This is a genomic window from Streptomyces sp. NBC_01233 (genome assembly GCF_035989305.1).
Classification (GTDB): Bacteria; Actinomycetota; Actinomycetes; order Streptomycetales; family Streptomycetaceae; genus Streptomyces.
Window position 1 is genome coordinate 8998908 of the sequence record NZ_CP108514.1, and the last position, 20692, is coordinate 9019599.

The following is a 20692-nucleotide window of genomic DNA, read 5'->3' on the forward strand; positions in this document are numbered from 1 at the left end:
TCACCCTCCCAGCAGGAGATCGAGCTTGCGGGGCCCCCACACGTGGCCGGTGGACCAGGTCACGGCGTCGCCGGGGGCGAGGGAGAACTCGGGGATGACGCGGAGCCATTCCTCAAGCGCCACCCGCATCTCCAACCGGGCGATCGACGAGCCGATGCAGCGGTGGATGCCGACACCGAACGCCAGGTGCCGGTTCACCTCCCGGTCCAGGACGATGCGGTCCGCGCCCGGGAACTCGGTGGCATCCCGGTTCGCCGAGGGCAGACCCATCAGGATCGACTCGCCCTCCGACAGCTTGACGCCATGGAACTCGGTGTCCTCCGTGACGACCCGGGCGATCTGTACCGGTGAGAAGGCCCGCAGGAACTCCTCGACGGCGGCGGGGATGAGCTCCGGCTCGGCCACCAGCCGGGCCCGGTCCTCCGGATGGCGGGCCAGGTGCCACAGGCTGCTGCCGATGGCGCTCCACGTGGTGTCGATGCCCGCGGTAATGATCAGGACCAGAGCGCCGATCAACTCGCCCTCGGTGAGTTTGCGGCCGTCGATCTCGGAGGACAGGATGCAGCTGACCACGTCGTCGCGCGGGTCCTCAAGGCGTTCGGCTATGAGCTCGTTGAGGAAGACCTGGGTCTCCGCCATCGCGTCCTTGATCTCGTCCATCTCATTGGAGTCGAGGATCGCGCGCATCCGCTCCCCGAACTGCTCCTGCCGGTCGTCGGTGCAGCCCATCATCCGGGCCATCAACCGGGAGGGGATCTTCTTTGCATAGGCGGAGGCCGCGTCGCACCGCTCGAGCGGTGCGATCTCCGCCAGCAGCTCGCGGGCGTGCTCTCGGACGAACGGCTCCAGCGCCCTGATCTGTCGCGGGCTGAAAGCCGGCAGAAGGGTGGACCGGAAGGGCCCGTGACGCGGTGGGTCGAGGGTGATCGGCGGACGCTCCGCCAGGTCGGCGCCGAACGCGTCCTTCGGCACGCTGATGGACACCGAGGAGAACAGGCCCGGGTTCTTGGCGATGTCGTTGACCGCCTGATACGTCGTGGCGATCCAGTAGCCGCCCAGCTGTTCGCTGTGCGCTACCGGACACTGCCCGCGCATGTCGTCGTAAACGGTGAAGGGATTCTCTGCGGCGGGGGGCGAGAACAGGTCGAAATCCGCCGAGCGGTCGTTTTCCTGGGACACGTTTCCTCACTTGCCGATGAGTGCGAGGGGGCGGACGGGGGATCCGGTGGCACCGGTGATCCGTAAGGGCGAAAGGACGAAAGTGAATTCACTGCATTGATGGTTCACGAGTTCGTCGAACCGCATGTTCTCGATGATGTGGATCCCGTGGTCCACCAGGAGGATCCGGTGTACGGGCATGATCGCGTGCCCTCGTCCGGCGTGGATCTGCTCGAACGCGGTGGTGTCGGTGCCGGCGGCACGGACGCCTCGGGCAGCGAGCCACTCCGCCGCCTGGGGCGTCACCCCCGGTACTCCGGATCCGAAGCCCAGGTACCGCTCGGGTTCAGACCACCACCGGCTCCAGCCGGTGCGGATCAGGCAGACGTCGCCGGCGTCCGGAAGGACGCCCGCGGCCTCCAGGTCCGCCACGGTGATGCCATAGCCGTCGGGAAGGCACGGGACACCGTGCAGTCCCGCGATGTCCAGGAACACGCCACGGCACACCATCGGCTCTATCGTGTCGACGCCCAGCACGGAGAACGCACCACCGTTCTGCACCCGCGCGGCCTCGTGGCCGCCGTGCAGCTTCCCGTCGTGGGACACGTGCGCGAGCGCGTCGATGTGCGTACCGACGTGACCTCCGGTCACGATGATCTCGTTCGCCGACGAGCCGCCGTCCGCGCGCACCATGTCGCCGTGCCGACGGGCCAGTGCCATCCGGAAACCGGGGTGGTTGGGTGAACAGGGGATCCCATTGGCCAGTGGATGCGCCAGATCGAGCACGTCCAGGCCGCGCGCGACGGCGGCGAGCAATGCGTCGGAGCTTGTGATGGGTGCACTCATGACGGGTCCTCAATGAGACCGAGCGAGCGGGAGAGTTCCAGCACGCGCCTCGCGTTCGCAACGATCGGCGGGGCAACCAGCCGCTGGTTGGAGGACACGACGACCGACATGTCGCGTTCCCGTGCGAGTTCCGCGGCCGCGCAGATCTCGTACGCCTCGGCGATCTCCTCAGAGGTCGGCTTGTAGACCTCGTGGATGATCGGCAGCTGGGCCGGGTGAATGGCCATGCGCCCGAAGAAGCCGAGGCTCCTGCCGTGCTCGCAGCTGCGCCGCAGCCCCTCGGGATCACGCACCTCGGCATACACGCTCTGGCACGGGCTGGTGAGGTCTGCCGCGCGGGAGGCGTGGATGACCCTGATACGGCTGGCGTCCATCGTCTGCCCCTCAAGGTCGCAACCGAGGTTCACACGCAGGTCCGACTCGCCGAGCCCGAGCATCTCGACCAGCGGCGACGCGGTGGCGAGAGTGAACGCGGACTCCAGTGCGAAGGCCGACTCGAGGAGCAGATGGAGTGCAGCCGGCCGACCGGCCCCGGTCAGGAGTTCGGCGATCTGGACGACGTCTGCGACGTGTTCCACCTTGGGCACGCGGACACCGTCGAGGCCGACTCCGGCCACGGCGAGCACGTCGTCTTTGCACAGGCCGGTCGCCATCGAGTTCACCCGGACGAAGGTCGGCTTCGCGGTGGGCGCCGAGGTGACCTGTGCCACGACTTCGCGGGCATATGATTTCTGCAGACTCGGCACACCGTCCTCGAGATCGAGAACGATTGAACCCGCTTCCGACGAATAGGCCCGCTCAATCCGTTCCGGTTGGTGTCCCGGAACGTACAGATAACTGAGGGAGAGTGGACGTCGCCAGTCAGGACGTTGCATCAAACCCCCGTGATCATCTGATTAGAAACAGACTACGGAGGTAATTTCTACGGAGTCGCACTTCCCTACGTAAAGTGCACCTTCGTACATGTCAGGCGATCTGATGTACAAAGGTTCAATTTACGGGCGGTGGCCGCGTGAGTAGGACTGAGGGCATGTCGACGTCGGCGGAAGTGCCTTTCTATCCCATGGAGAGGGCGGCCAAGTGCCCCCTTGACCTACCTCCTGAGCTCCAGAAGATCTCCACGGACAGTCCCGTGTCCCGGGTGCGGATCTGGGACGGCAATGTGGCTTGGCTGGTCACCGGATATGCCGAGGCCCGGGCGGTACTGACCGACCCGAGGGTCAGCTCCGACCAGTCCCGGCCCGGGTACACCTTCGCCGCACCGCAAGCGAAGATCTTCCACAACCGCAACAGGTCGATGCCCACGATGGACGACCCCGAGCACGCGACCCTGCGCCGCATGGTGACCGGTGACTTCGCGAACCGGAAGATGGAGCTGCTCCGCCCCAAGTTCCAGCAGATGGTCGATGGGCTGATCGACGACATGCTGGCGGCCGGCAACAGCGCAGATCTGTTCAGCCAGCTCGCGGTGCCGATGTCCTCCACCGCGATCTGCGAGATCCTGGGCGTGCACAATGAAGAGGGCGTCAGGTTCTCGAAGTTGGGCAAAATCATGGCGTCGCCCGCGTCGACGCCGGAGGACAACGTCAAGGCCGTTGATGACATGCGCGCCCTGCTGCGCTCGCTCGTCGAGCGGAGCAAGACCGACCCCGGCGACGGCGTCATCGGGCATCTGGTCAGCGCCGGTGAAGTGCCAGACGAGGAGATCGTCGCCACGGCGCTGCTGCTGATGGCGGCCGGCCACGGCGCGACCGCCCACATGACCACCCTGGGCACCATGGCGCTGCTGGCCAACCCCGACCAGCTGGCCCTCATCCGCGCATCACGTGACCCCAAGTTCATCGCGAACGCGGTCGAGGAACTGCTGCGATACCTCAGCGTCGCGCACCTGGGCAGGCGACGGGTCGCGATCGACGACATCGACATCGGCGGGGTGCTGATCCGCGCCGGTGAAGGCATCATCGTCGCGACGGACACCGCCAACCACGACCCGAGTGCGTTCGAGGGCGATCCCGACGTGCTCGACCTGAACCGCGATGCGAGGCACCACCTCGCCTTCGGGTTCGGTGTCCACCAGTGCCTCGGTCAGCAACTTTCCCGCGTACTGCTGCAGGTGGTCTTCGGCACGCTGTACCGGCGCATTCCCACGCTCGCATTGACGGTCCCGGTGGACCGGCTGTCCTACAAACTCGGATTGGCCATCTACGGGGTGAATGAACTCCCGGTGGCCTGGTAGCGCTTCGGCAAGGAGAAGTCTCACTGTGCGGATTCACCTGGACAGGGACAAGTGCGTCGGATCGGGCCTGTGCGTACTCGCCGCGCCGGAATGGTTCGACCAGGACGAGGACGGGATTGCGATCGTCCTGGACGACCGGGCATCGGGCGAAGGGGAGGACGCGGTGGAACAAGCCGCGTACACCTGCCCGGCCCTCGCCATCGACCTCGACTCGGAATAGTTCAATGGAGCAAGACCAGCACGTGGTTGATCCGGGCACCCTTTCCCCCCGCGCGGTCTCGCTGAGAGAGAACTGGGGCGTGGTGCCTGGCACGGTGCTCACGGCGATCGGGGAGCAGACCGGTCGGATCCACTCCGTCGCACCGGCGGAGACCGGATATAGCAGTCACATCGCCGCAACGCTGGACACCGAGCAAGGCCGGGTGTTCGTCAAGGGCATGCGAACCGGTGACGGACTCGCACGGATGCAGCAGAGCGAGGCGGTGGTGAACCCGCACGTCACTCCGATCGGTCCGCGACTGCTCTGGCGCGTCGTCACCGACGGGTGGGACGTGCTGGGCTTCGAGTACAAGAACGGCCGGATCGCCGACTTCGGCCAGTCGTCCGATGACCTTCCACTCGTGGTCGCGACCATGGCCGAGCTCGCCCGGATCGCCGCTCCCGGCCTGGAGCTGCCCTCGGCGGAGGACAGGTGGGCCGGCTATCTCGACCGGCAGGAGGACGCCGCGCTGCTGCACGGGGACCTGCTGCTGCACACCGACTGGCACCACACCAACCTGCTCGTCACCCCGGCGAACCGGATGTACGTGGTCGACTGGGCCCTGGCCACCCGCGGGGCCGCGTGGATCGACCCGGCCTGCTGGGTCGTCTGGCTGGTCTACGCCGGGCACTCGGCGCCGGAGGCGGAAAGGTGGGCGGCGAAAGTGCACGCGTGGTCCGCCGCACCGGGCGGTGCGCTCGATGTCTTCGCTTCCGTGCTGGCCCGCTATTGGCAGAACATCGCGGATAACCACCCCAACACCATGACGTACCGCCTACGGGACGCCGCCGCAGCATGGGCGGCGCATCGGCACGCCCGAGCATGAGCCAGTGAGGTCGGAACAGATGAAACACACATTGCTCGGCGCCAGCGGCGTCGGCACGTCGGTCTATGCGCTCGGCACCGCGACGTTCGGCGAGAGCGCCGACGAGGCCGAGGCCGGACGGGTGCTCGACACCTTCATGGACCTGGGCGGGCTGCTCGTGGACACCGCGGATGCCTATGCCGACGGGCGAGCCGAGCAGATCGTCGGCCGGTGGCTGCGCAGGCAGCCCGCCGAGATACGCGAGCGTCTGCTGCTCTCGACGAAGGGCGGCGGCTACACCACGAGCGCCGCGATGAACCAATGGGGCAACACCAGGCACAACCTCGCCCGTGCACTGGACCAGTCACTGACGCGGCTCGGTGTCGACTCGGTGACGCTCTATCAGATGCACACGTGGGATCCGCTGACACCGCTGGAGGAGACGCTGTCCTTCCTGGACGGTGCGGTCCGCCAGGGCAAGATCCAGTACGTCGGCCTGTCCAACTTCACCGGGTGGCAGATACAGAAGTCCGTGGACCTGGCGAAGGAACTCGGCCTGGCGGGCCCGGTCACGTACCAGGCCCAGTACAACCTGCTGTGCCGGGAGGTCGAATGGGAGATCATCCCGGCCGGCCGGGCGAACCGGCTGGGCCTGATGGCGTGGTCGCCGCTCTCCGGCGGGTTGCTCACCGGCAAGTACTCCCCGCACCGGCATCTGGAGGGAGAGGCCCGGTTCACCGACAGCATGGAACGCGGGAAGATGCACAACAACTACGTCAACTCCCTCTACCGGGCCCACATCGAGCGGGACCGCACCTGGAACGTACTGAAGATCCTTCGCGACATGGCCGGCACCCGGAACGTGACTCCTGCCGCGGTGGCGCTGGCCTGGGTGGCGGCGCGCCCGGGGGTGAGTGGCGTTGTTCTCGGCACCCGTGACGCCCAGCAGCTCGAGAGCAACCTCGCGGCACGCGACGTCGTGCTGGACGAGAACGACCTGGCGCTCCTGAATGAAGCCAGCGATCCCCGTCCCGCGGGATACCCGTACGGCGATTTCGGTGCCATGCAGCGAAGCCGCTCGCTCGAATGATCCGCCGGGGGCGGCGAAGGCCAGTGCAGGATCGGTTCGCGCAATTTCCACCGCGCTCATCAGGACAGGGATGTCCTGATCGGTGGGGGACACCTATTCAAAAGAGACCGTCCAGTTGTGAATTGTCGATGCGTCTCACAGCATGAACGAAAGTCCACTTTACGTCGAGCGTGCGCCGCAGCTAGAAAATAACGTAGTCGCCAGGCATGCCAAAAGATGATGGGAACTGACGTGACCGACACGACACCCAAAAATGCCCCCTATGCTGTCGCGGAAGAATACGTAACCAACTTCCGGGAATACGGCTTCACACACATCCCCGGCCTGATAGCCGCGGACGAAGTCGCGCGGTGGCGCGAGATCGCGTTGGACACGATCGAAAGCGACGGCAGGCGGGCTGGTATGGGCGGCGGGGGCACGGCCCTCAGGACCACCTCAGACCCGTGGTGGCAGCATGACAGCCTGAGCGGCCTCGTCCGCCACCCCCGTGTCGGTGCAGTGGCCGAGCAGCTGACCGGTATGCCGTTGCGCGTGTGGAGCGGACAGGCGTACGCCAAGCATCCGCACGATGAGGTGCCCACCATCTGGCACGAAGACCTCACCTGGACGCCGCTTGACTCGCCGGTCAACGTGAACGCCTGGATCGCCTTGGTCGACGTACCGGTCGAGCGGGGATGCCTGGTCTTCCTGCCCAACTCGCACAAGCGCCCCGGCCCGCATCGAGCCGATACGGTCGCTGCGAAGAGCAACGCGACGACGTATATGTTCGCGGAATGGCCGGAGCTGGAATGGGGCCCGCGGGTCACGGTTCCGGTGCGCGCCGGCGACGTCACATTTCACCTGAGCACCGTCGGACACTCGAGCGGCGGCAATACGTCCGAGGAAGCGCGGCTGGCCTTCATCACCTCCTACACCGGTGCGACGGCGGTCTTCCAGCCGCGTCCCGGCCACCTCCACCTGGACAAGGATCTGGAGCCCGGCCAACCGCTGTTCGACGACCGCTACCCCCGAATCTCGAGCTTCACTTAGGAGTGGGCTTACCCCGGAGGGGGAGACGGGTTCGTGCGGTCGGCAAACCCGGTCCCCGGGCCAGGGCGGAAGAGAGCAGAGACGATGCCGGCTCCAGGTTGTCGCAGAGGGAGGCAGCAGGAATGAGACCGGTGGCAGGACCGTCCGGGGGCAGGCTGTACGCGGTGAGCGACCTCCATGTGGCCCACGAACAGAACCGGCAGATCGTGGAGGGGATCCACCCCCGGCACCAGGACGACTGGCTACTGGTCGCAGGCGACATCGCCGAGAAGGCCGCCGACGTCGAGTGGGCGCTGGGGCTGCTGGCCGACCGTTTTCACACCGTGGTCTGGGTCCCGGGAAATCACGAGCTGTGGACCCACCAGGACGACCCTGTGACGCTGCGGGGGCGGGACCGCTACCTCCATCTCGTCGAAAGGTGCCGCTCCCTCGGCGTGCTGACCCCGGAGGACCCCTATCCGGTCTGGACCGGCCCGGGCGGGCCGGTGACCGTGGCACCGCTGTTCGTCCTCTATGACTACAGCTTCCTGCCGGCCGGCACCCGAAACGGGCAGGAGGGCCTCGGCAAGGCCTATGACGCCGGGGTGGTCTGCACCGACGAGTACCTGCTCCACCCAGACCCGTACGTGAGCCGCGAGGCCTGGTGTCATGCCAGGCTCGAGTACACGCGCAAGCGGCTCGACACCTGCGACCCTGAACTGTCCACCGTGCTGGTCAACCACTTCCCACTGGTCCGCGAACCCACCGCAGTGCTGCGCTACCCCGAGTTCGCGCTGTGGTGTGGCACCTCGGGCACCGCGGACTGGCACGTGCGCTACAGGGCGGCCACCGTGATCTACGGGCACCTTCACATCCCCCGCGTCACCTGGCACGACGGGGTGCCCCACCGGGAGGTCTCGCTGGGCTACCCGAGGGAGTGGTCGCGCCGGGGCAAGCCGGATCCGCTGCTGCGCGAGGTCTTCCCCGCTGCCGCGGCACTGTGATCGTGGAACTGCTGCCGGACTCGGTGCAGGTGGTGTCGGCCTTCGGCGACCCGCCGGGACCACCGCTCTTCCCCGCGGAGGAGGCGCTGATCGCCAACGCCGTGGACGTGCGCAGGAAGGAATTCACCACCGGACGGCGCTGCGCCAGGGAGGCACTGTCCCGGCTCGGGTACCCGGCCGCACCACTGCTGTCTGGGGCACAGGGCGAACCACTGTGGCCGACCGGGGTGAGGGGTTCGATCACGCACTGCGAGGGCTACCGGGCGGCGGCCGTGGTGCGCAGCACTGACCTGTTGGCGGTGGGGATGGATGCGGAGCGGGTACAAGCGCTCCGCCCAGGGGTCTTCGAAGCGGTCTCGTTGCCGGAAGAGCGGAAGCAAGTGGCGCGGTACCGCAGGCACCTCCCCGAGGCGCCCTGGGAAATGCTGCTCTTCAGTGCGAAGGAGTCCTTCTACAAAGCGTGGTTCCCACTGACAGGGAAGCCCCTGGAGTTCGAGGACGCCGTCATCGAGTTCGACCCGGACCACGGGACCTTCGAAGCCCGGCTTCTGGCCCCGGGGCCGCATGGGGGCGACTCGACCTTCGATGGCTTCAGCGGGCGATGGGCCGTGCGTGCCGGCTTCGTGCTGACCGCGGTCGCGGTCGCCGTCCCGCCCGTCGGCGGATCCGCGTCGCGGTGATCACACGGTCCGTCCGGGCAGGCACGACCGGGCAGGCCCGGTGGTCTTGCGACTGCCCTTTCGCCCACCCCAAAGCCGCTCATGGACGGGCGAATCGGGGCTGAGGTGAGCCGAACGACATCCCGTCTACAACACGCGGTTGTGACATCGGTTGTTTGACCTTCGGGCACGCCACTCGATTTGATATCGCCGTTACGCGTGATGAGCTTGGGCGAGCAAAGAGTAGGCAAGCATGGCTGAGAGGCAGTCCCTGGGGTCGGGGTTCCGCTGGCTCTGGGCGTCGTACGCGGCCAGTACCCTGGGTACCTGGCTTGCCTTCGACGCCTTTCCGTTGATTGCGATCCTCCTGCTGCATGCCGAGCCGGCCGAGGTGTCGGTGCTGGCGGCTGCAGGGCTGGCGGTGGGAGCCGTGGTGGCGGTGCCGCTCGCTCCGTGGGTGGAGTTCCGCCGCAAACGGCCGGTGATGATCGCGATGGACCTCGTCCGCTTCACGGCACTGATGACCGTCCCCATCGCATTCATGTTCGACCTTCTGAGCTACGTCCAGCTAATGGTGGTGTCCGTCGTCGTCGCGGCTGCCAACATCACTTTCCGGGCTGCGAGTGGGGCGTGCTTGAAGGCACTCGTGCCGCGGGAAAGCCTGCTCATCGCGAACGGGCGGTTCGAATCCACGACCTGGACCGCCACTGTGCTGGGACCGCCGCTCGGCGGCGCCGCGATCGGATTGCTCGGCCCTGTGGTGACGGTCATGGCCAACGCGGTCAGCTTCCTGCTCTCGGCCGTGGGTATCCGCGCGATCGGCGGCACGGAGCAGCGGCCGGAGTCCGCCGGAACACCGGGGCTGAGGGCCATTGAGTTGTTCGAGGGCTGGCGGTACATCCTGACGCACCCGGCACTCCGCCCGCTGCTGTTCAACACGATCCTGGTCAACGGCCTGATCATGGCCACCTCGCCGCTGCTCGCGGTCCTCATGCTGGGCCCGCTTGGCTTCGCCCCTTGGCAGTACGGGCTCGCCTTCGGACTCCCGTGTATCGGGGGCATCATCGGCTCGCGCGTGGCCCGCCCACTTGTCAGGAGTTTCGGTGAGCACCAGGTGATGCTCACCGCCGGAGTGCTGCGCGCCTGCTGGCTGCTCGGGCTTGTCTTCATCCAGCCAGGCGTCGCCGGGATCGTGGTCGTGGTGGCCGTCGAGTTCGGGATGATCACCTGTATGGGCGTGTTCAACCCGGTGTTCGCGACCTACAGGCTGGAGCAGACCGCGACGGACCGGGTCGCCCGGGTCCTGTCCGCTTGGACGGTCACCAGCAACGCCACCGTCGCCATGCTGACCGTCCTGTGGGGCGTGCTGGCCAGCCTCATCGGCCCCCGCACTGCTATTGGGATTGCCGGTGTCCTGATGCTGACGACCCCGCTTCTGCTTCTCCGCTCTCGGCACACCACACAACACGAACGCGTACCGGCCATGATCAGCGTTTGACGCCGTGTACCCCCGAAGACCGGTGCGGCTACGGGGCAACCAGCTCCGTCCGTCTTGTAGTGCCCGCGGTCAATGGACGATACGGTACTTGATGTGGGTGACCTTGGGCGATGGAACGACCTTCACGAGTTCCAGGGTCGGGTCGCCGACGTCCAGCAGCAACCGTTCGCCGGCACCCAGCACGATCGGGACGAGGTGTACGTAGAGCTCGTCGAGCATCCCGGCGGCGAGGAACTGCCGGACGGTCTCGGCTCCGCCGGCGATCGAGACGGCCTGCCCGCCGGCAGCGCGGCGGGCCTGTTCAAGCGCGGCTTCGATGCCCTCGGTCACGAAGGTGAACGTGGTGCCACCCCGCATTTCCAGCGGCTCCCGTGGATAGTGGGTGAGCACGAAAACAGGTGCGCGGAAGGCCGGTTCCTCGCCCCACCAGCCGTGCCAGGACTCGTCCCAGGGGCCTTCGCCGCCACCGAACATGTGCCGCCCCATGATGTAGGCGCCGACCCCGTCGAGGACTTCCTCGATGACCTGGCAGTCGACGGTCTGCTCACCGCCCTGGCGGCCCTGATGCTCATGCCATGCCTTGCTGGCGAACACCCACTGGTAGAGGCGCATCCCGCCCACGCCGACCGGGTTCTTCGCGCTCTGGTCGGGGCCGGCGACGAAGCCGTCAAGGGACATCGAGACGTGGCAACTGACGATGCTCATGCCCTGATGCCCTTTTGCGAAGTCGTGGACCCGTGGGCAGCAGTCGTCGGATGGCAATCCTCCGGGTTCCACGAAGCTGTGCGGCTTGGCTCACGGAATCGCGCCGTGTCCTTCCCCATCACCAGGCGCGGGACGCGGGTGGGTCCGGCCTCCATGAATCCGGTGACGAATTGCTCCGCGACGGCGCACGGCTTGGTCTGGCGAGTCGTGTCGGTCAATGCGGCTCTCCCGTACTCATACAGGCGTGATGAACGGACTCTTCATGGTCGGCGCACGACAATTCTTAGGCACGATGCGGTGCGCATGGAAAGTGAACCTTTGTCCACGGTGTTGCAATTCCGGACGGCCGGGCCGGTCGGGGGAGGAGCCCGGCCGGAGCGGCGACGGTCAGTGGGCGCATCGGGCTGGCTCGCTGCGCCGCGGCCCGCTGGGCCGGCGCCTGTTGTGGCTGCGCCGGCTGACCGCGTCCCCGGTCTTCGTCACAGGTAGCGGTGGGGGCCGATCCGGCTTGCCTTCCTCGCTCGCGAGTTCGTCCGGCTGGGCCAGGTGGTTTGCGCGCTGGACGGCTGGGGCGCCGAGGTCGGGGTACGCCCGGGGTCACCCCACAGTGGTGGCGGGCGACTCCGATCCGGTCCTTGCCGGCGGCGCAGGTGACCACCGTCGCCGTCACACCGTGAGCCACGCGATTCACAGTGGACAAGATGGATCGGGCCATTCGGCGAAGGATCCAAGGCAGCTGTCTACCATGACATCCGCAGGTGGATTTCGAGTTTTGCCCCCGTATGCGCCACGGGACGGCTACGGTGGTCGCGTTCACGTGATCAGATACCCTGGGATTGATACCTGAGCCGTCTGCGGCATCGTTATTTACACGTTTGCTCACGCTTCCATGGGTCTCCGATCTTGGTGAGGAATTCTTTAACTCGACTTGAAAGAATTCCTCCAGAGGTGCGGGAGGCCTCGGTTTGCTTCCGGTTCTAACGGGCACCCCGGGCGTCAGAGGTCAACCTGTGGGATGTTGTAGAAAAACGTGAGCTGGTAGGTGTACGAGACCAGTCCTGCCTGTAGCCGCGACTCGACGCCGAGTTTCGCCATGATTTGGGACATGTGGGCCTTCGCGGTACGCTCGGTGATACGCAGGTGTCGCGCAATACCGCGGTTTGAGCTGCCGTTGCCCAATAAACGGAACACCTGGAATTCCCGGTCCGATAGCAGGGTGACCTTGGCTAGTTCTTCGTGCCACCTGTGCGGTTTGGCTGGTGGCTGGGCATCCCCGGCGAGTTCCGTGAGGTCTTCATGCTGGATGCGTTCGTTCATTTCTGCAGTGGATGTATGCTCCCTCTCGGTGAGGGTAGGTAACGCGAGCATCCGCGAACTAGTGGGGCATCGATTTCCTGAAACGGGGGCCAATATCATAGCCGAACACTCCCTTCGGTGGGCGCCTTGCTTTGAATATTGAGAAATCGGAACGGGGAGCGCAATGTGAAATCGAAGGTGTGTAGAAGTCGTACGTTTCCAGCCGAATATTAGTTCTATAGGTTAGTCGTAGGGCTCCTCAGATCGCAAGATTTTTTCATCCGAGGGGAAGTATTTGGACTTCTCTGGGGAGATATCTGGACTTATTTTGCGACTGTAGGTTTAATTTCCGTGATGGCAGGGAAGTGTGTACGGCTTCGTCAAAGTAGGTATGTGGCTGGCTTATCTGCTGTTACCGAGGTTGAACTCGTGACGTCATCTGGTTGCTCAGGGGTCTGATGGTCAGGCCGGTCTCGGCCGGGCGGCCGTCTGTGAGGTTTGCCGCGGTACAGGATGTGCCGTAGGTCGCGTCGGATGCGCTGGGCGGGACCGGGCCCTGTGACGGGGTCGAGACCGGGAGCGTCGGACGGCAGGTCTTACATGCTGGTCAGCCAGTCTCGGGAAGCTGCGAACTCCCACAGCCGGGCGGCCTTGTGGACGTTGATGTTTGTCCCAGACGGGCATGATCGGGCCCCCGAGCTGCTGTGGGATGCGATCAGCAGGTCCCGGTAGTCGCGCCAGGAGAAGCTCTGGCGTCCGTCATGCCGACCGTCGCCCTGCAGATGAGCCGGAGCCGGTGGCCGGATTTGTATCAGGCCAGTGAGGCGATGGACATCCGTCTGTGGGAACGGGCACGGATCGGTAGCACCGACCGGCGGCCGCGATGTGACCAGGGCTTTGCCGGCGGCGGTGTCATGGAGAATCCCGGCTCGTCCTCGACGGTGAGCCGGGCTCCACAAGGCGCCGCGAGTCTTCCGCGCAGAGCCACACCTCCTTGACCCACCCGGCCACGGCCTTGCCGTCATGCTCCATGGCGCGTCGGGCCGGCACCTGGCAGGACCAGCCGTTGCGCAGCAGCTTCCGCACGCCCTGGACCGTGTAGGTCCGGTGGAAGCGCCGGCGGATCACCGTATTGACCCGCGCCAGCGTCCACCGCTGGTCCTCCCAGCCGTGCGCGGCGGGCCCTTGGCCAGCTCCGCCACCAACTGGGTGAACTGCTTCTGGGTCAGCCTCGGCCGCGACGGCGGGCCTTGCGACCGTAGAGCCTGCGGACCGCCCTCGTTCCACGTCCGCCGCTATCGCTGCACCGACCGCACACTGACCCGCAGGCCCTTCGCGATCACCGCAGGCGCCTCACCCAGGGCGAAGCGCTCCGCGGCTTGGAGCCGTAACCCCTCGCGGAACTACTGGCGTTCGGTGGTCAGCCCGCCCCCTTGTGGATACCGCATACCCCGGTGATACCGCAGCGGACGACAGGCCGTCAGCCCCTACGACATCACGAGTTGAACGTCACGAGTGGATGGACTGGCCGGTTTCGGCGTACGGGATTTCTTGGAGAGGGAGGTGGCGGGGGGCGACGGTTGCGATGATCTGCAGAATCTCGGCTGGCCAGCGGGGTCTGCCGTGGTTGGTCGAGGTTTCATGACAGCAAGCAGGGCATCCTTCGCTTCGCCTGCCGGATCACCGCACGTAGCCGACTGGGCGGATTGAGTCCGGGGGAGCTCAAACGCCATTTTCGAGAGGTCCGGAAGGCTCCCTGTTCAACGAGGTGACGCTGTGGCGGGCTGCCCGCAGGGCGGCGGCGAAGGACAGCCGACCAGGATCGAGCGGATCGCTACGGTTCACTGCGGCTCTGTGCATCAGGACTCTCACGCCGGTGTAGAGGACCAGGTGGGCGTAAATCTCCTGGAACACCAGCTCCGGGCTCTTGCTCGGCAGTACGGTTCGACTCCCGATCTGCGTGGTCTCCAGTTCGGCCAGGGTGTTGTCCAGCTCCCAACGCTCACCGTACAGCGCGGCCAGCTCTGTGGTCGGAGCCCGTTCGGGGTCCATGAGTGTGGTGATCAACTGGTAGGTCTCGGCCCGTTTGCGGCAGGCGATCTCCCGGCTGTACTCGATCACCCGGACCCGGACGTCCTGGGGCGGTCGGACGCCGCCGCTCCTTCTGTCCAGGACGGTGGAGATCCACGAGCCGTCGGACAGGACCTCCGCCACCGGAAGTTTCACGATGCCGGGGATCCGCAACAGAAGATCGGCACCGGTAGCCGCCAGCAGCTGCCAGAGCTGGGCTCCGGGCAGGCCGCGATCAGCCAGGACGAGCATGCCCGGCCGGAACGAGCGGGCGAGCCGCTCGACCAAAACGCGTTCCTCGACCCGGTGAGAGTCGACCGCCGCGTCGCAGATCGCACGGCTCCCCACTTCGACCAGCACCATCACCCGGGCCAGGGGAGATCCGGTCGGGCCCTTGTCCGGCCTCGTCTGAAGCCGTCCCAGCCCTGCTTCGTTGGCCTGCGAGTAGGCGGCCGGCAGTGTTGTGCCATCGACTCCCATCAGCCGCAGTCCCCGCCAGAAAGCACCCGGCGTCCGCGCATCGGCCACTGCGGTGCCGGTGTGAACCAGCAGTTCATGCATCGGCTCCACGCCGAGCTTGCGTCGGGCACGGAAGACTGCCGCCTTGTCCGGGACTCGCCACTCGCCCCACTCGTCCTCGTGGCGAGCAGCCACGGCGAGAGTGCGCAGCACTCCAAGGTAAGGCTCCGGACAGAACAATGCCCGCGCCAGCGCGAAATACACCATCAGCCTCGGCGGCAGCAGGCGTACCCGAACCTCACACGCCTGGGACTTGGCCAGAACCGCGTCCACCAGCTCTGGCGGGAACACCTCGTCCAGATCGCCCAGCCTGATCCGGTCCACCAGCCGAACAGTCATCAGACGCCACCCCCTGGCCTCCGTTGAACCGCTAAATGCCCCCAAAGTCAACGGCTTTGGCGCTAGGATCAGAGTCGCCCAGCCGCCGCCGCTCGCCCGAGGAGTGCCCCCACCGTGGCCGATAATTTCGTTCACCTGCATGTTCACACCGAGTACTCGATGCTGGACGGGGCCGCGAAGAACAGCAAGCTGATCGCCGAGGCTGAGCGTCAGGGCATGCCCGCGGTCGCAATGTCGGACCACGGGAACATGTTCGGGGCGTACGAATTCTTCCAGACCGCGAAGACGACTGCCGTGAAGCCGATCATCGGGATCGAGGCCTATCTCGCACCCGAGTCCCGGCACCACAAGAAGCCCGTCTTCTGGGGGCGGGGTGGAGTCCGCGGCGCGGCGGCTGACGGTGGCGAAGGCGGCAAGGACGTGTCCGGCGGTGGCCGTTTCACCCACATGACCATGTGGGCGAAGAACACCCAGGGCCTGCGGAACCTCTTCCGCCTGTCGTCCATCGCCAGCATTGAGGGCCAGTTCCCGGCCGGCAAGCCGCGCATGGACATGGAGCTGATCGCCGAGCACTCCGAGGGCATCATCGGCACGACCGGTTGCCCGTCCGGCGCAGTCCAGACCCGTCTGCGCCTGGGACAGTGGGATGAGGCCGTGAAGGTCGCCTCCGCCTACCAAGACATCCTGGGCAAGGAGAACTATTTCCTTGAGCTGATGGACCACGGCCTGGACATTGAGCGGGATGTCCGCGCCGACTTACTCAAGCTGGCCGACCACCTCGCCATCCCGCTGTTGGCCACGAACGATTCGCACTACGTCACTGCCGACCAGGCGGACGCGCACGACTCCCTGCTGTGCATCGGTGTGGGCAAGAACAAGGACGACCCGAACCGGTTCAAGTTCAGTGGCTCCGGCTACTACGTGAAGACCGCCACCGAGATGCGAGAACTGTTCCGCGAGCTCCCACAAGCGTGTGACAATACGCTGCTCATCGCGGAGATGGTCGAGCCGTACGACGAGGTCTTCGACTACGTCGACCGGATGCCCCAGTTCGACGTGCCAGAGGGGGAGACGCAGGAATCGTGGCTGCGTAAGGTGACCCTGGACGGCCTCCGGGAGCGCTACGGCGATCCCGTGCCCCAGAAGTGTCTTGATCGCTTTGAGATCGAGATGAAGGTCATCGGGCCGATGGGATTCTCCAGCTACTTCCTCGTCGTCTCCGATATCTGTCAACACGCCCGGAGAAGCGGTATCCCGCTCGGTCCTGGTCGTGGTTCCGCAACCGGCTCAATCGTTGCCTACGCCACAGGCATCACCGAGATCTGCCCTCTGGAGCACGGGCTGTTGTTCGAGCGGTTCCTGAACCCCGAGCGCATCAACCCGCCCGACGTCGACCTCGACTTCGACGACCGCCAGCGTGATCAGATGGTGCGCTACGTCACCGAGAAGTACGGCTCCAGCCACACGGCTCAGGTCAACACCTTCGGCACGATCAAGGCCAAGGCCGCAGTCAAGGACGCCGGCCGAATCCTCGGGTACCCGTTTGCGATGGGCGACCGCATTACCAAGGCGATGCCGCCGGACGCGAATGGCAAGGGCGTTCCGCTGGCCAAGCTCTTTGACAAGGATCACGCGCGCTACAGTGAGGGCGCGGAGATCCGGGCCATGATCGAGAACGAGCCTGATGTGCGGAAGATCTACGAGACCGGCCTTGGGATCGAAGGTCTGGTCCGTGGAACCGGTGTGCACGCGGCAGCGGTCATCCTATCCTCCGAGCCTCTGATTGACCTGGTACCGCTGCACATGCGGTCCAAGGACGGCGTCATCATCACAGGGTTCGACTACCCGTCCTGTGAAAACATGGGCCTGATCAAGATGGACTTTCTGGGGCTTCGCAACCTCGGCATCATTGATCACGCGATCAAGACGATCGAGCAGAACCGCGGCGTGCAGATCGAGACGGCCAAGATCCCGCTCGACGACAAGAAGACGTATGAACTGCTCGCTCGGGGCGACACGCTGGGCGTGTTCCAGCTCGACGGTGCAGCCATGCGGCAGCTGCTGCGCCTGATGGTGCCGAACCAGTTCGAGGACCTCTCTGCCGTCGGTGCTCTCTATCGTCCGGGGCCGATGGGCGCGAACACCCACATCAACTACGCGCATCGCAAGAACGGCCGCCAGGAAGTCTTACCGATCCATCCCGAGTTGAAGGAAGCGCTGGAGCCGATCCTGGGCCTGACCTATCACCTTCTGGTGTACCAGGAGCAAGTGATGGCCATCGCACGTGAGTTGGCCGGCTACTCCTTCGGTGGCGCCGACCTGCTGCGACGGGCGATGGGGAAGAAGAAGCCGGAAGTCCTGGCTGCGGAGTTCGAAAAATTCCATGCAGGCATGAACGAGCGCGGCTTCTCGGACGAAGCGTGCCAGGCTGTCTGGGATGTCATGCTGCCGTTCTCCGGCTACGGCTTCAACAAGTCGCACTCTGCCGCGTACGGCCTCGTGTCGTACTGGACCGCCTACTTGAAAGCGAACTACCCGGCCGAGTACATGGCGGCGCTGTTGACGTCAGTGGGTGACGACAAGGACAAGTCCGCAGTGTACTTGGCCGACGCCCGATCCAATGGCATCAAGGTCCTTTCCCCGGACGTGAACGAGTCCGTCGCCGACTTCACCGCCGTCGGCGATGACGTGCGCTTCGGCCTCCAAGCGGTTCGGAACGTCGGCCTCCCTGTCATCGATTCCTTGATCGCCTCGCGCGCGGAGAAGGGTCCCTTCTCCTCGTTCGCGGACTTCCTGGATAAAGTGGACCTGCCGGTGTGCAACAAGCGTGCCATCGATTCCATGATCAAGTCAGGGGCGTTCGACTCACTCGGCCACACCCGCCAAGGTCTGGCTGCGATCGCCGAAGGCGCCGTCGATTCCGTCATCGGGGTGAAAAAGCAGCAGGCCATCGGGCAAGACGACCTGTTCGGTGCCATCGACGACGGTAGCGGAACGCCCGGTATCGGTTTGGACTTCACCATCGGGGACCGTGAGTGGCCGCGTAAACTGCTGCTCAGCCAAGAGCGTGAAATGCTGGGGCTGTACGTCTCCGGTCACCCGCTGGACGGAGCGGAGCACATCTTGGCCCGGAACCGAGACACTTCTATCGCGGATCTCCTGGGCTCTGGGCGGACAGAGGGGATCGTCAAGCTTGCCGGCCTGATCACCTCGGTCGACAAGCGGGTGAACAAGGCGGGGAACCCGTGGGCGATCATCAGCCTGGCCGACCGCGACGCCGAGATGGAGGTGCTGTTCTTCCCCAAGGCGTACATGCTGGTCCAGCACGAACTCATCGAAGACAACGTGATCGCGACCAGCGGACGGTTGAACGAGCGCGACGGTACGGTCTCGGTGTTCGGGGAGGCAGTACAGGCACTTGACATCGCATCGGCCGAACACGGCGGTCTATCGCCGATCCTGATCACCGTCACGGAGTCGAAGATCACGCCGAAAATCGTCGCTGAGATGAAGCACTCTTTCAGCAGCCACCCTGGTCAGACCCCGGTACGGCTGAAGGTTGAAGGGCGCCAGAAGACGACCGTGTACGAACTTGGCTTCCTGATCGACCCCGACCCCGTCGCCTCCGAGATCAAGAGCCTACTGGGAACCGGTGTATGGAGTCTGGCCTGAGCGCGGAGACGATCTGGGTTCGAGACCGCTGAGGCCGGTGTGCTTCAGGAAGCGGGAGCGGCAGCCGGACAGGCGACTGGTCGGTCTGCTCCCGCTTCCTCCGGGGAGGGAAACGCCCTCTCGTCAGGAGGGGTTGAGGCGTCGGTAAGCGCCCCGGTAGTGGATCAAGGGGCCAGAGCTTTCGACGATTCCGAGGTCGCGAACCTGGGTGACGACAATGTCGTGGTCCCCGGCCTGGTGCTGCGCGTCGACCGTGCCCTCCAGCCAGGCGAGGGTGCCGTCGAGCAGCGGCAGACCACCCGGCGAGCGGGACCATCCCAGTCCGCTGAACTTCTTCCCGCCACTGCGAGCCAGACAGGCGGAGACGTTCTGCTGGTGCTCGCTCAGGATGTTGATGCAAATGCTGTCGGATGCACGCAGCAGTGGCCAGGTGCGACTGGTACGTCCGATGCAGAACGACACGAGAAGGGGCTCGAGCGAGACCGCGGTGAACGAGCTGATGGTCAGTCCGGTCGGGTTGCCGTCGGGCGCCATGCCTGTCACCGCGACCACACCGCTGGCGAAGTGGCCAAGCACTTCGCGGAACGTCTCCTCCTCGGGCGCCACGCCCCGCACACCGTGCGTTCCCATCGTCGACCTCCCCCTCGCGATATCGGCTACCCGAGCCGTCAGGCCCGCTCGGCAAGCTGGACGAAGGTGCCGGAGCGAGTCCGCACGGTGCCGCCGTGCCGTTCGATCACTGCACGCAGCCCGTCGAGCAAGGTCGCCAACTGTTCTGGCGCCAGTTGCTGGTGGTCGCTGAAGGTAGTGACCAGTCCTACCCACTCCTCCGCTGTCAGGGTGAGTTCCCATGAGTAGGTGTCCGAACTGCAGATGGCGAAAGCAGGATCGTCCGCGAAGGAATCAGGGGCGTTCCGGGTGCTCTTGGGGACACCGCCGGCGACGGTGACGTCCGGTGCCCACTCCCGGTACACGGCTTCGAATGCCCTGAGGAGGGCCGGTTCCGCCTCGTGGACGTTCCAGAAACGTGCGATCAGTCCTCCCGGGTTGAGCAGGTCGGCCGCCTTCCGCCGCCCCTCAACGGGGTCGATCCAGTGCCAGGCATCGCCACTGGTGAGGAGGTCGAAGGTCCGTCCTGCTCCGTCCCAGTCCTCAAACATCGCGACTTCAACGGTCACTCCGTTGGCCCTTGCCATCTCCGCCATCCGGCTGTCGGGTTCAAGGCCGAGGACTGGGAGACGGTGCTTGGCGAGCGCCGTCGCGACCTTCCCCGTGCCACAGCCGATGTCGAGCACCGCGGCCGGTGACGACGCCACGAGGCGATTGATGAGCGCCTCCGGGTATGAAGGGCGGTAAAGGTCGTACTGCTGAGCTACGGAACCGAACGCTCCGGCCCTGGCACGGTCGAGGTACCGCTTGCTGAAGGACATGCGGGAGCTGCTCCCTTTGGTTGGCTCAGCCGACGGAGGCCCGGTAGAGGTGCTGGTTCAGCTGCGCTGCGGGTGTGGGGCTCGCGGCCGCAGCCGCG

At 65.7% G+C, this 20692-nt stretch carries 17 protein-coding genes and 1 pseudogene; 9 read left to right on the forward strand and 9 right to left on the reverse strand.

The annotated features are described in order from the left end of the window. The 3 genes from OG332_RS41715 to OG332_RS41725 are packed head-to-tail and all read right to left on the reverse strand — an operon-like array spanning position 1 to position 2879. Positions 1 to 1179, reverse strand: a complete 1179-nt coding sequence (locus OG332_RS41715) for a cytochrome P450 (RefSeq protein WP_327418329.1) — start codon at positions 1177 to 1179, stop codon at positions 1 to 3. 6 nt (positions 1180 to 1185) lie between these two features. Beyond that, positions 1186 to 2004 (reverse strand): cyclase family protein, encoded by an 819-nt coding sequence (locus OG332_RS41720; RefSeq protein ID WP_327418330.1) that lies wholly within the window; start codon positions 2002 to 2004, stop codon positions 1186 to 1188. After that, positions 2001 to 2879: an HpcH/HpaI aldolase/citrate lyase family protein gene (locus OG332_RS41725; RefSeq protein ID WP_327418331.1), complete on the reverse strand. Its 879-nt coding sequence runs from the start codon at positions 2877 to 2879 to the stop codon at positions 2001 to 2003. The genes OG332_RS41720 and OG332_RS41725 overlap by 4 nt, the downstream gene beginning before the upstream one ends. A 431-nt stretch (positions 2880 to 3310) precedes the next feature. Here OG332_RS41725 and OG332_RS41730 point away from each other — a divergent pair, with 431 nt between their 5' ends. The 8 genes from OG332_RS41730 to OG332_RS41765 all read left to right on the forward strand — a co-directional run bounded on the left by OG332_RS41730 (position 3311) and on the right by OG332_RS41765 (position 10563). Beyond that, complete coding sequence (locus OG332_RS41730) at positions 3311 to 4240, forward strand: cytochrome P450 (RefSeq protein ID WP_327418332.1); 930 nt, start codon at positions 3311 to 3313, stop codon at positions 4238 to 4240. A gap of 25 nt (positions 4241 to 4265) precedes the next feature. After that, a complete protein-coding gene (locus tag OG332_RS41735) occupies positions 4266 to 4460 on the forward strand; it encodes a ferredoxin (RefSeq protein ID WP_327418333.1) in 195 nt (64 codons plus the stop codon). 4 nt (positions 4461 to 4464) lie between these two features. Further along, positions 4465 to 5325, forward strand: a complete 861-nt coding sequence (locus OG332_RS41740) for a phosphotransferase family protein (protein ID WP_327418334.1) — start codon at positions 4465 to 4467, stop codon at positions 5323 to 5325. Positions 5326 to 5344: 19 nt separating this feature from the next. Further along, positions 5345 to 6394 (forward strand): aldo/keto reductase, encoded by a 1050-nt coding sequence (locus tag OG332_RS41745; protein WP_327418335.1) that lies wholly within the window; start codon positions 5345 to 5347, stop codon positions 6392 to 6394. Between the two features lie 231 nt (positions 6395 to 6625). Further along, complete coding sequence (locus OG332_RS41750; protein ID WP_327418336.1) at positions 6626 to 7423, forward strand: phytanoyl-CoA dioxygenase family protein; 798 nt, start codon at positions 6626 to 6628, stop codon at positions 7421 to 7423. 122 nt (positions 7424 to 7545) lie between these two features. Further along, positions 7546 to 8406 carry a metallophosphoesterase family protein gene (locus tag OG332_RS41755; RefSeq protein ID WP_327418337.1) on the forward strand — a complete coding sequence of 287 codons (861 nt, stop codon included), beginning with the start codon at positions 7546 to 7548 and terminating at the stop codon, positions 8404 to 8406. Between the two features lie 2 nt (positions 8407 to 8408). Further along, positions 8409 to 9086 (forward strand): 4'-phosphopantetheinyl transferase family protein, encoded by a 678-nt coding sequence (locus OG332_RS41760; protein WP_327418338.1) that lies wholly within the window; start codon positions 8409 to 8411, stop codon positions 9084 to 9086. 232 nt (positions 9087 to 9318) lie between these two features. Next, entirely contained in the window at positions 9319 to 10563 is a 1245-nt protein-coding gene (locus OG332_RS41765) for an MFS transporter (RefSeq protein ID WP_327418339.1), read from the forward strand. Between the two features lie 69 nt (positions 10564 to 10632). Here OG332_RS41765 and OG332_RS41770 read toward each other — a convergent pair whose 3' ends face one another. The 4 genes and pseudogenes from OG332_RS41770 to OG332_RS41785 all read right to left on the reverse strand — a co-directional run bounded on the left by OG332_RS41770 (position 10633) and on the right by OG332_RS41785 (position 15477). Beyond that, positions 10633 to 11268: a dihydrofolate reductase family protein gene (locus OG332_RS41770; RefSeq protein ID WP_327418340.1), complete on the reverse strand. Its 636-nt coding sequence runs from the start codon at positions 11266 to 11268 to the stop codon at positions 10633 to 10635. Positions 11269 to 12264: 996 nt separating this feature from the next. Continuing rightward, the gene (locus OG332_RS41775) at positions 12265 to 12585 is read right to left on the reverse strand and encodes a response regulator transcription factor (protein WP_327418341.1); all 321 of its coding nucleotides are present in this window, start codon (positions 12583 to 12585) and stop codon (positions 12265 to 12267) included. A 391-nt stretch (positions 12586 to 12976) separates the two neighbouring features. Next, positions 12977 to 14012: pseudogene (locus OG332_RS48025) on the reverse strand (winged helix-turn-helix domain-containing protein). A 274-nt stretch (positions 14013 to 14286) separates the two neighbouring features. Continuing rightward, positions 14287 to 15477 (reverse strand): IS4 family transposase, encoded by a 1191-nt coding sequence (locus OG332_RS41785; RefSeq protein ID WP_327418343.1) that lies wholly within the window; start codon positions 15475 to 15477, stop codon positions 14287 to 14289. Positions 15478 to 15606: 129 nt separating this feature from the next. Between OG332_RS41785 and dnaE the strand changes: the two genes are divergently transcribed. After that, positions 15607 to 19164: a DNA polymerase III subunit alpha gene (dnaE, locus tag OG332_RS41790; RefSeq protein WP_327418344.1), complete on the forward strand. Its 3558-nt coding sequence runs from the start codon at positions 15607 to 15609 to the stop codon at positions 19162 to 19164. 123 nt (positions 19165 to 19287) lie between these two features. On the opposite strand, the gene OG332_RS41795 is transcribed toward dnaE, so the two are convergent. Together OG332_RS41795 and OG332_RS41800 are read right to left on the reverse strand one after the other, a co-directional pair. Beyond that, positions 19288 to 19794, reverse strand: a complete 507-nt coding sequence (locus OG332_RS41795; RefSeq protein ID WP_327418345.1) for a flavin reductase family protein — start codon at positions 19792 to 19794, stop codon at positions 19288 to 19290. A gap of 38 nt (positions 19795 to 19832) precedes the next feature. Next, positions 19833 to 20594, reverse strand: a complete 762-nt coding sequence (locus tag OG332_RS41800; protein ID WP_327418346.1) for a class I SAM-dependent methyltransferase — start codon at positions 20592 to 20594, stop codon at positions 19833 to 19835. Between the last annotated feature and the right edge of the window lie 98 nt (positions 20595 to 20692).

Coding starts and splice junctions, on each gene's coding strand:
- OG332_RS41740 (WP_327418334.1), top strand. CDS start 4,465: ATGGAGCAAGACCAGCACGTGGTTGATCCGGGCACCCTTTCCCCCCGC.
- OG332_RS41725 (WP_327418331.1), bottom strand. CDS start 2,879: ATGCAACGTCCTGACTGGCGACGTCCACTCTCCCTCAGTTATCTGTAC.
- OG332_RS41765 (WP_327418339.1), top strand. CDS start 9,319: ATGGCTGAGAGGCAGTCCCTGGGGTCGGGGTTCCGCTGGCTCTGGGCG.
- OG332_RS41755 (WP_327418337.1), top strand. CDS start 7,546: ATGAGACCGGTGGCAGGACCGTCCGGGGGCAGGCTGTACGCGGTGAGC.
- OG332_RS41800 (WP_327418346.1), bottom strand. CDS start 20,594: ATGTCCTTCAGCAAGCGGTACCTCGACCGTGCCAGGGCCGGAGCGTTC.
- OG332_RS41770 (WP_327418340.1), bottom strand. CDS start 11,268: ATGAGCATCGTCAGTTGCCACGTCTCGATGTCCCTTGACGGCTTCGTC.
- OG332_RS41745 (WP_327418335.1), top strand. CDS start 5,345: ATGAAACACACATTGCTCGGCGCCAGCGGCGTCGGCACGTCGGTCTAT.
- OG332_RS41720 (WP_327418330.1), bottom strand. CDS start 2,004: ATGAGTGCACCCATCACAAGCTCCGACGCATTGCTCGCCGCCGTCGCG.
- OG332_RS41730 (WP_327418332.1), top strand. CDS start 3,311: ATGGACGACCCCGAGCACGCGACCCTGCGCCGCATGGTGACCGGTGAC.
- OG332_RS41795 (WP_327418345.1), bottom strand. CDS start 19,794: ATGGGAACGCACGGTGTGCGGGGCGTGGCGCCCGAGGAGGAGACGTTC.
- OG332_RS41775 (WP_327418341.1), bottom strand. CDS start 12,585: ATGAACGAACGCATCCAGCATGAAGACCTCACGGAACTCGCCGGGGAT.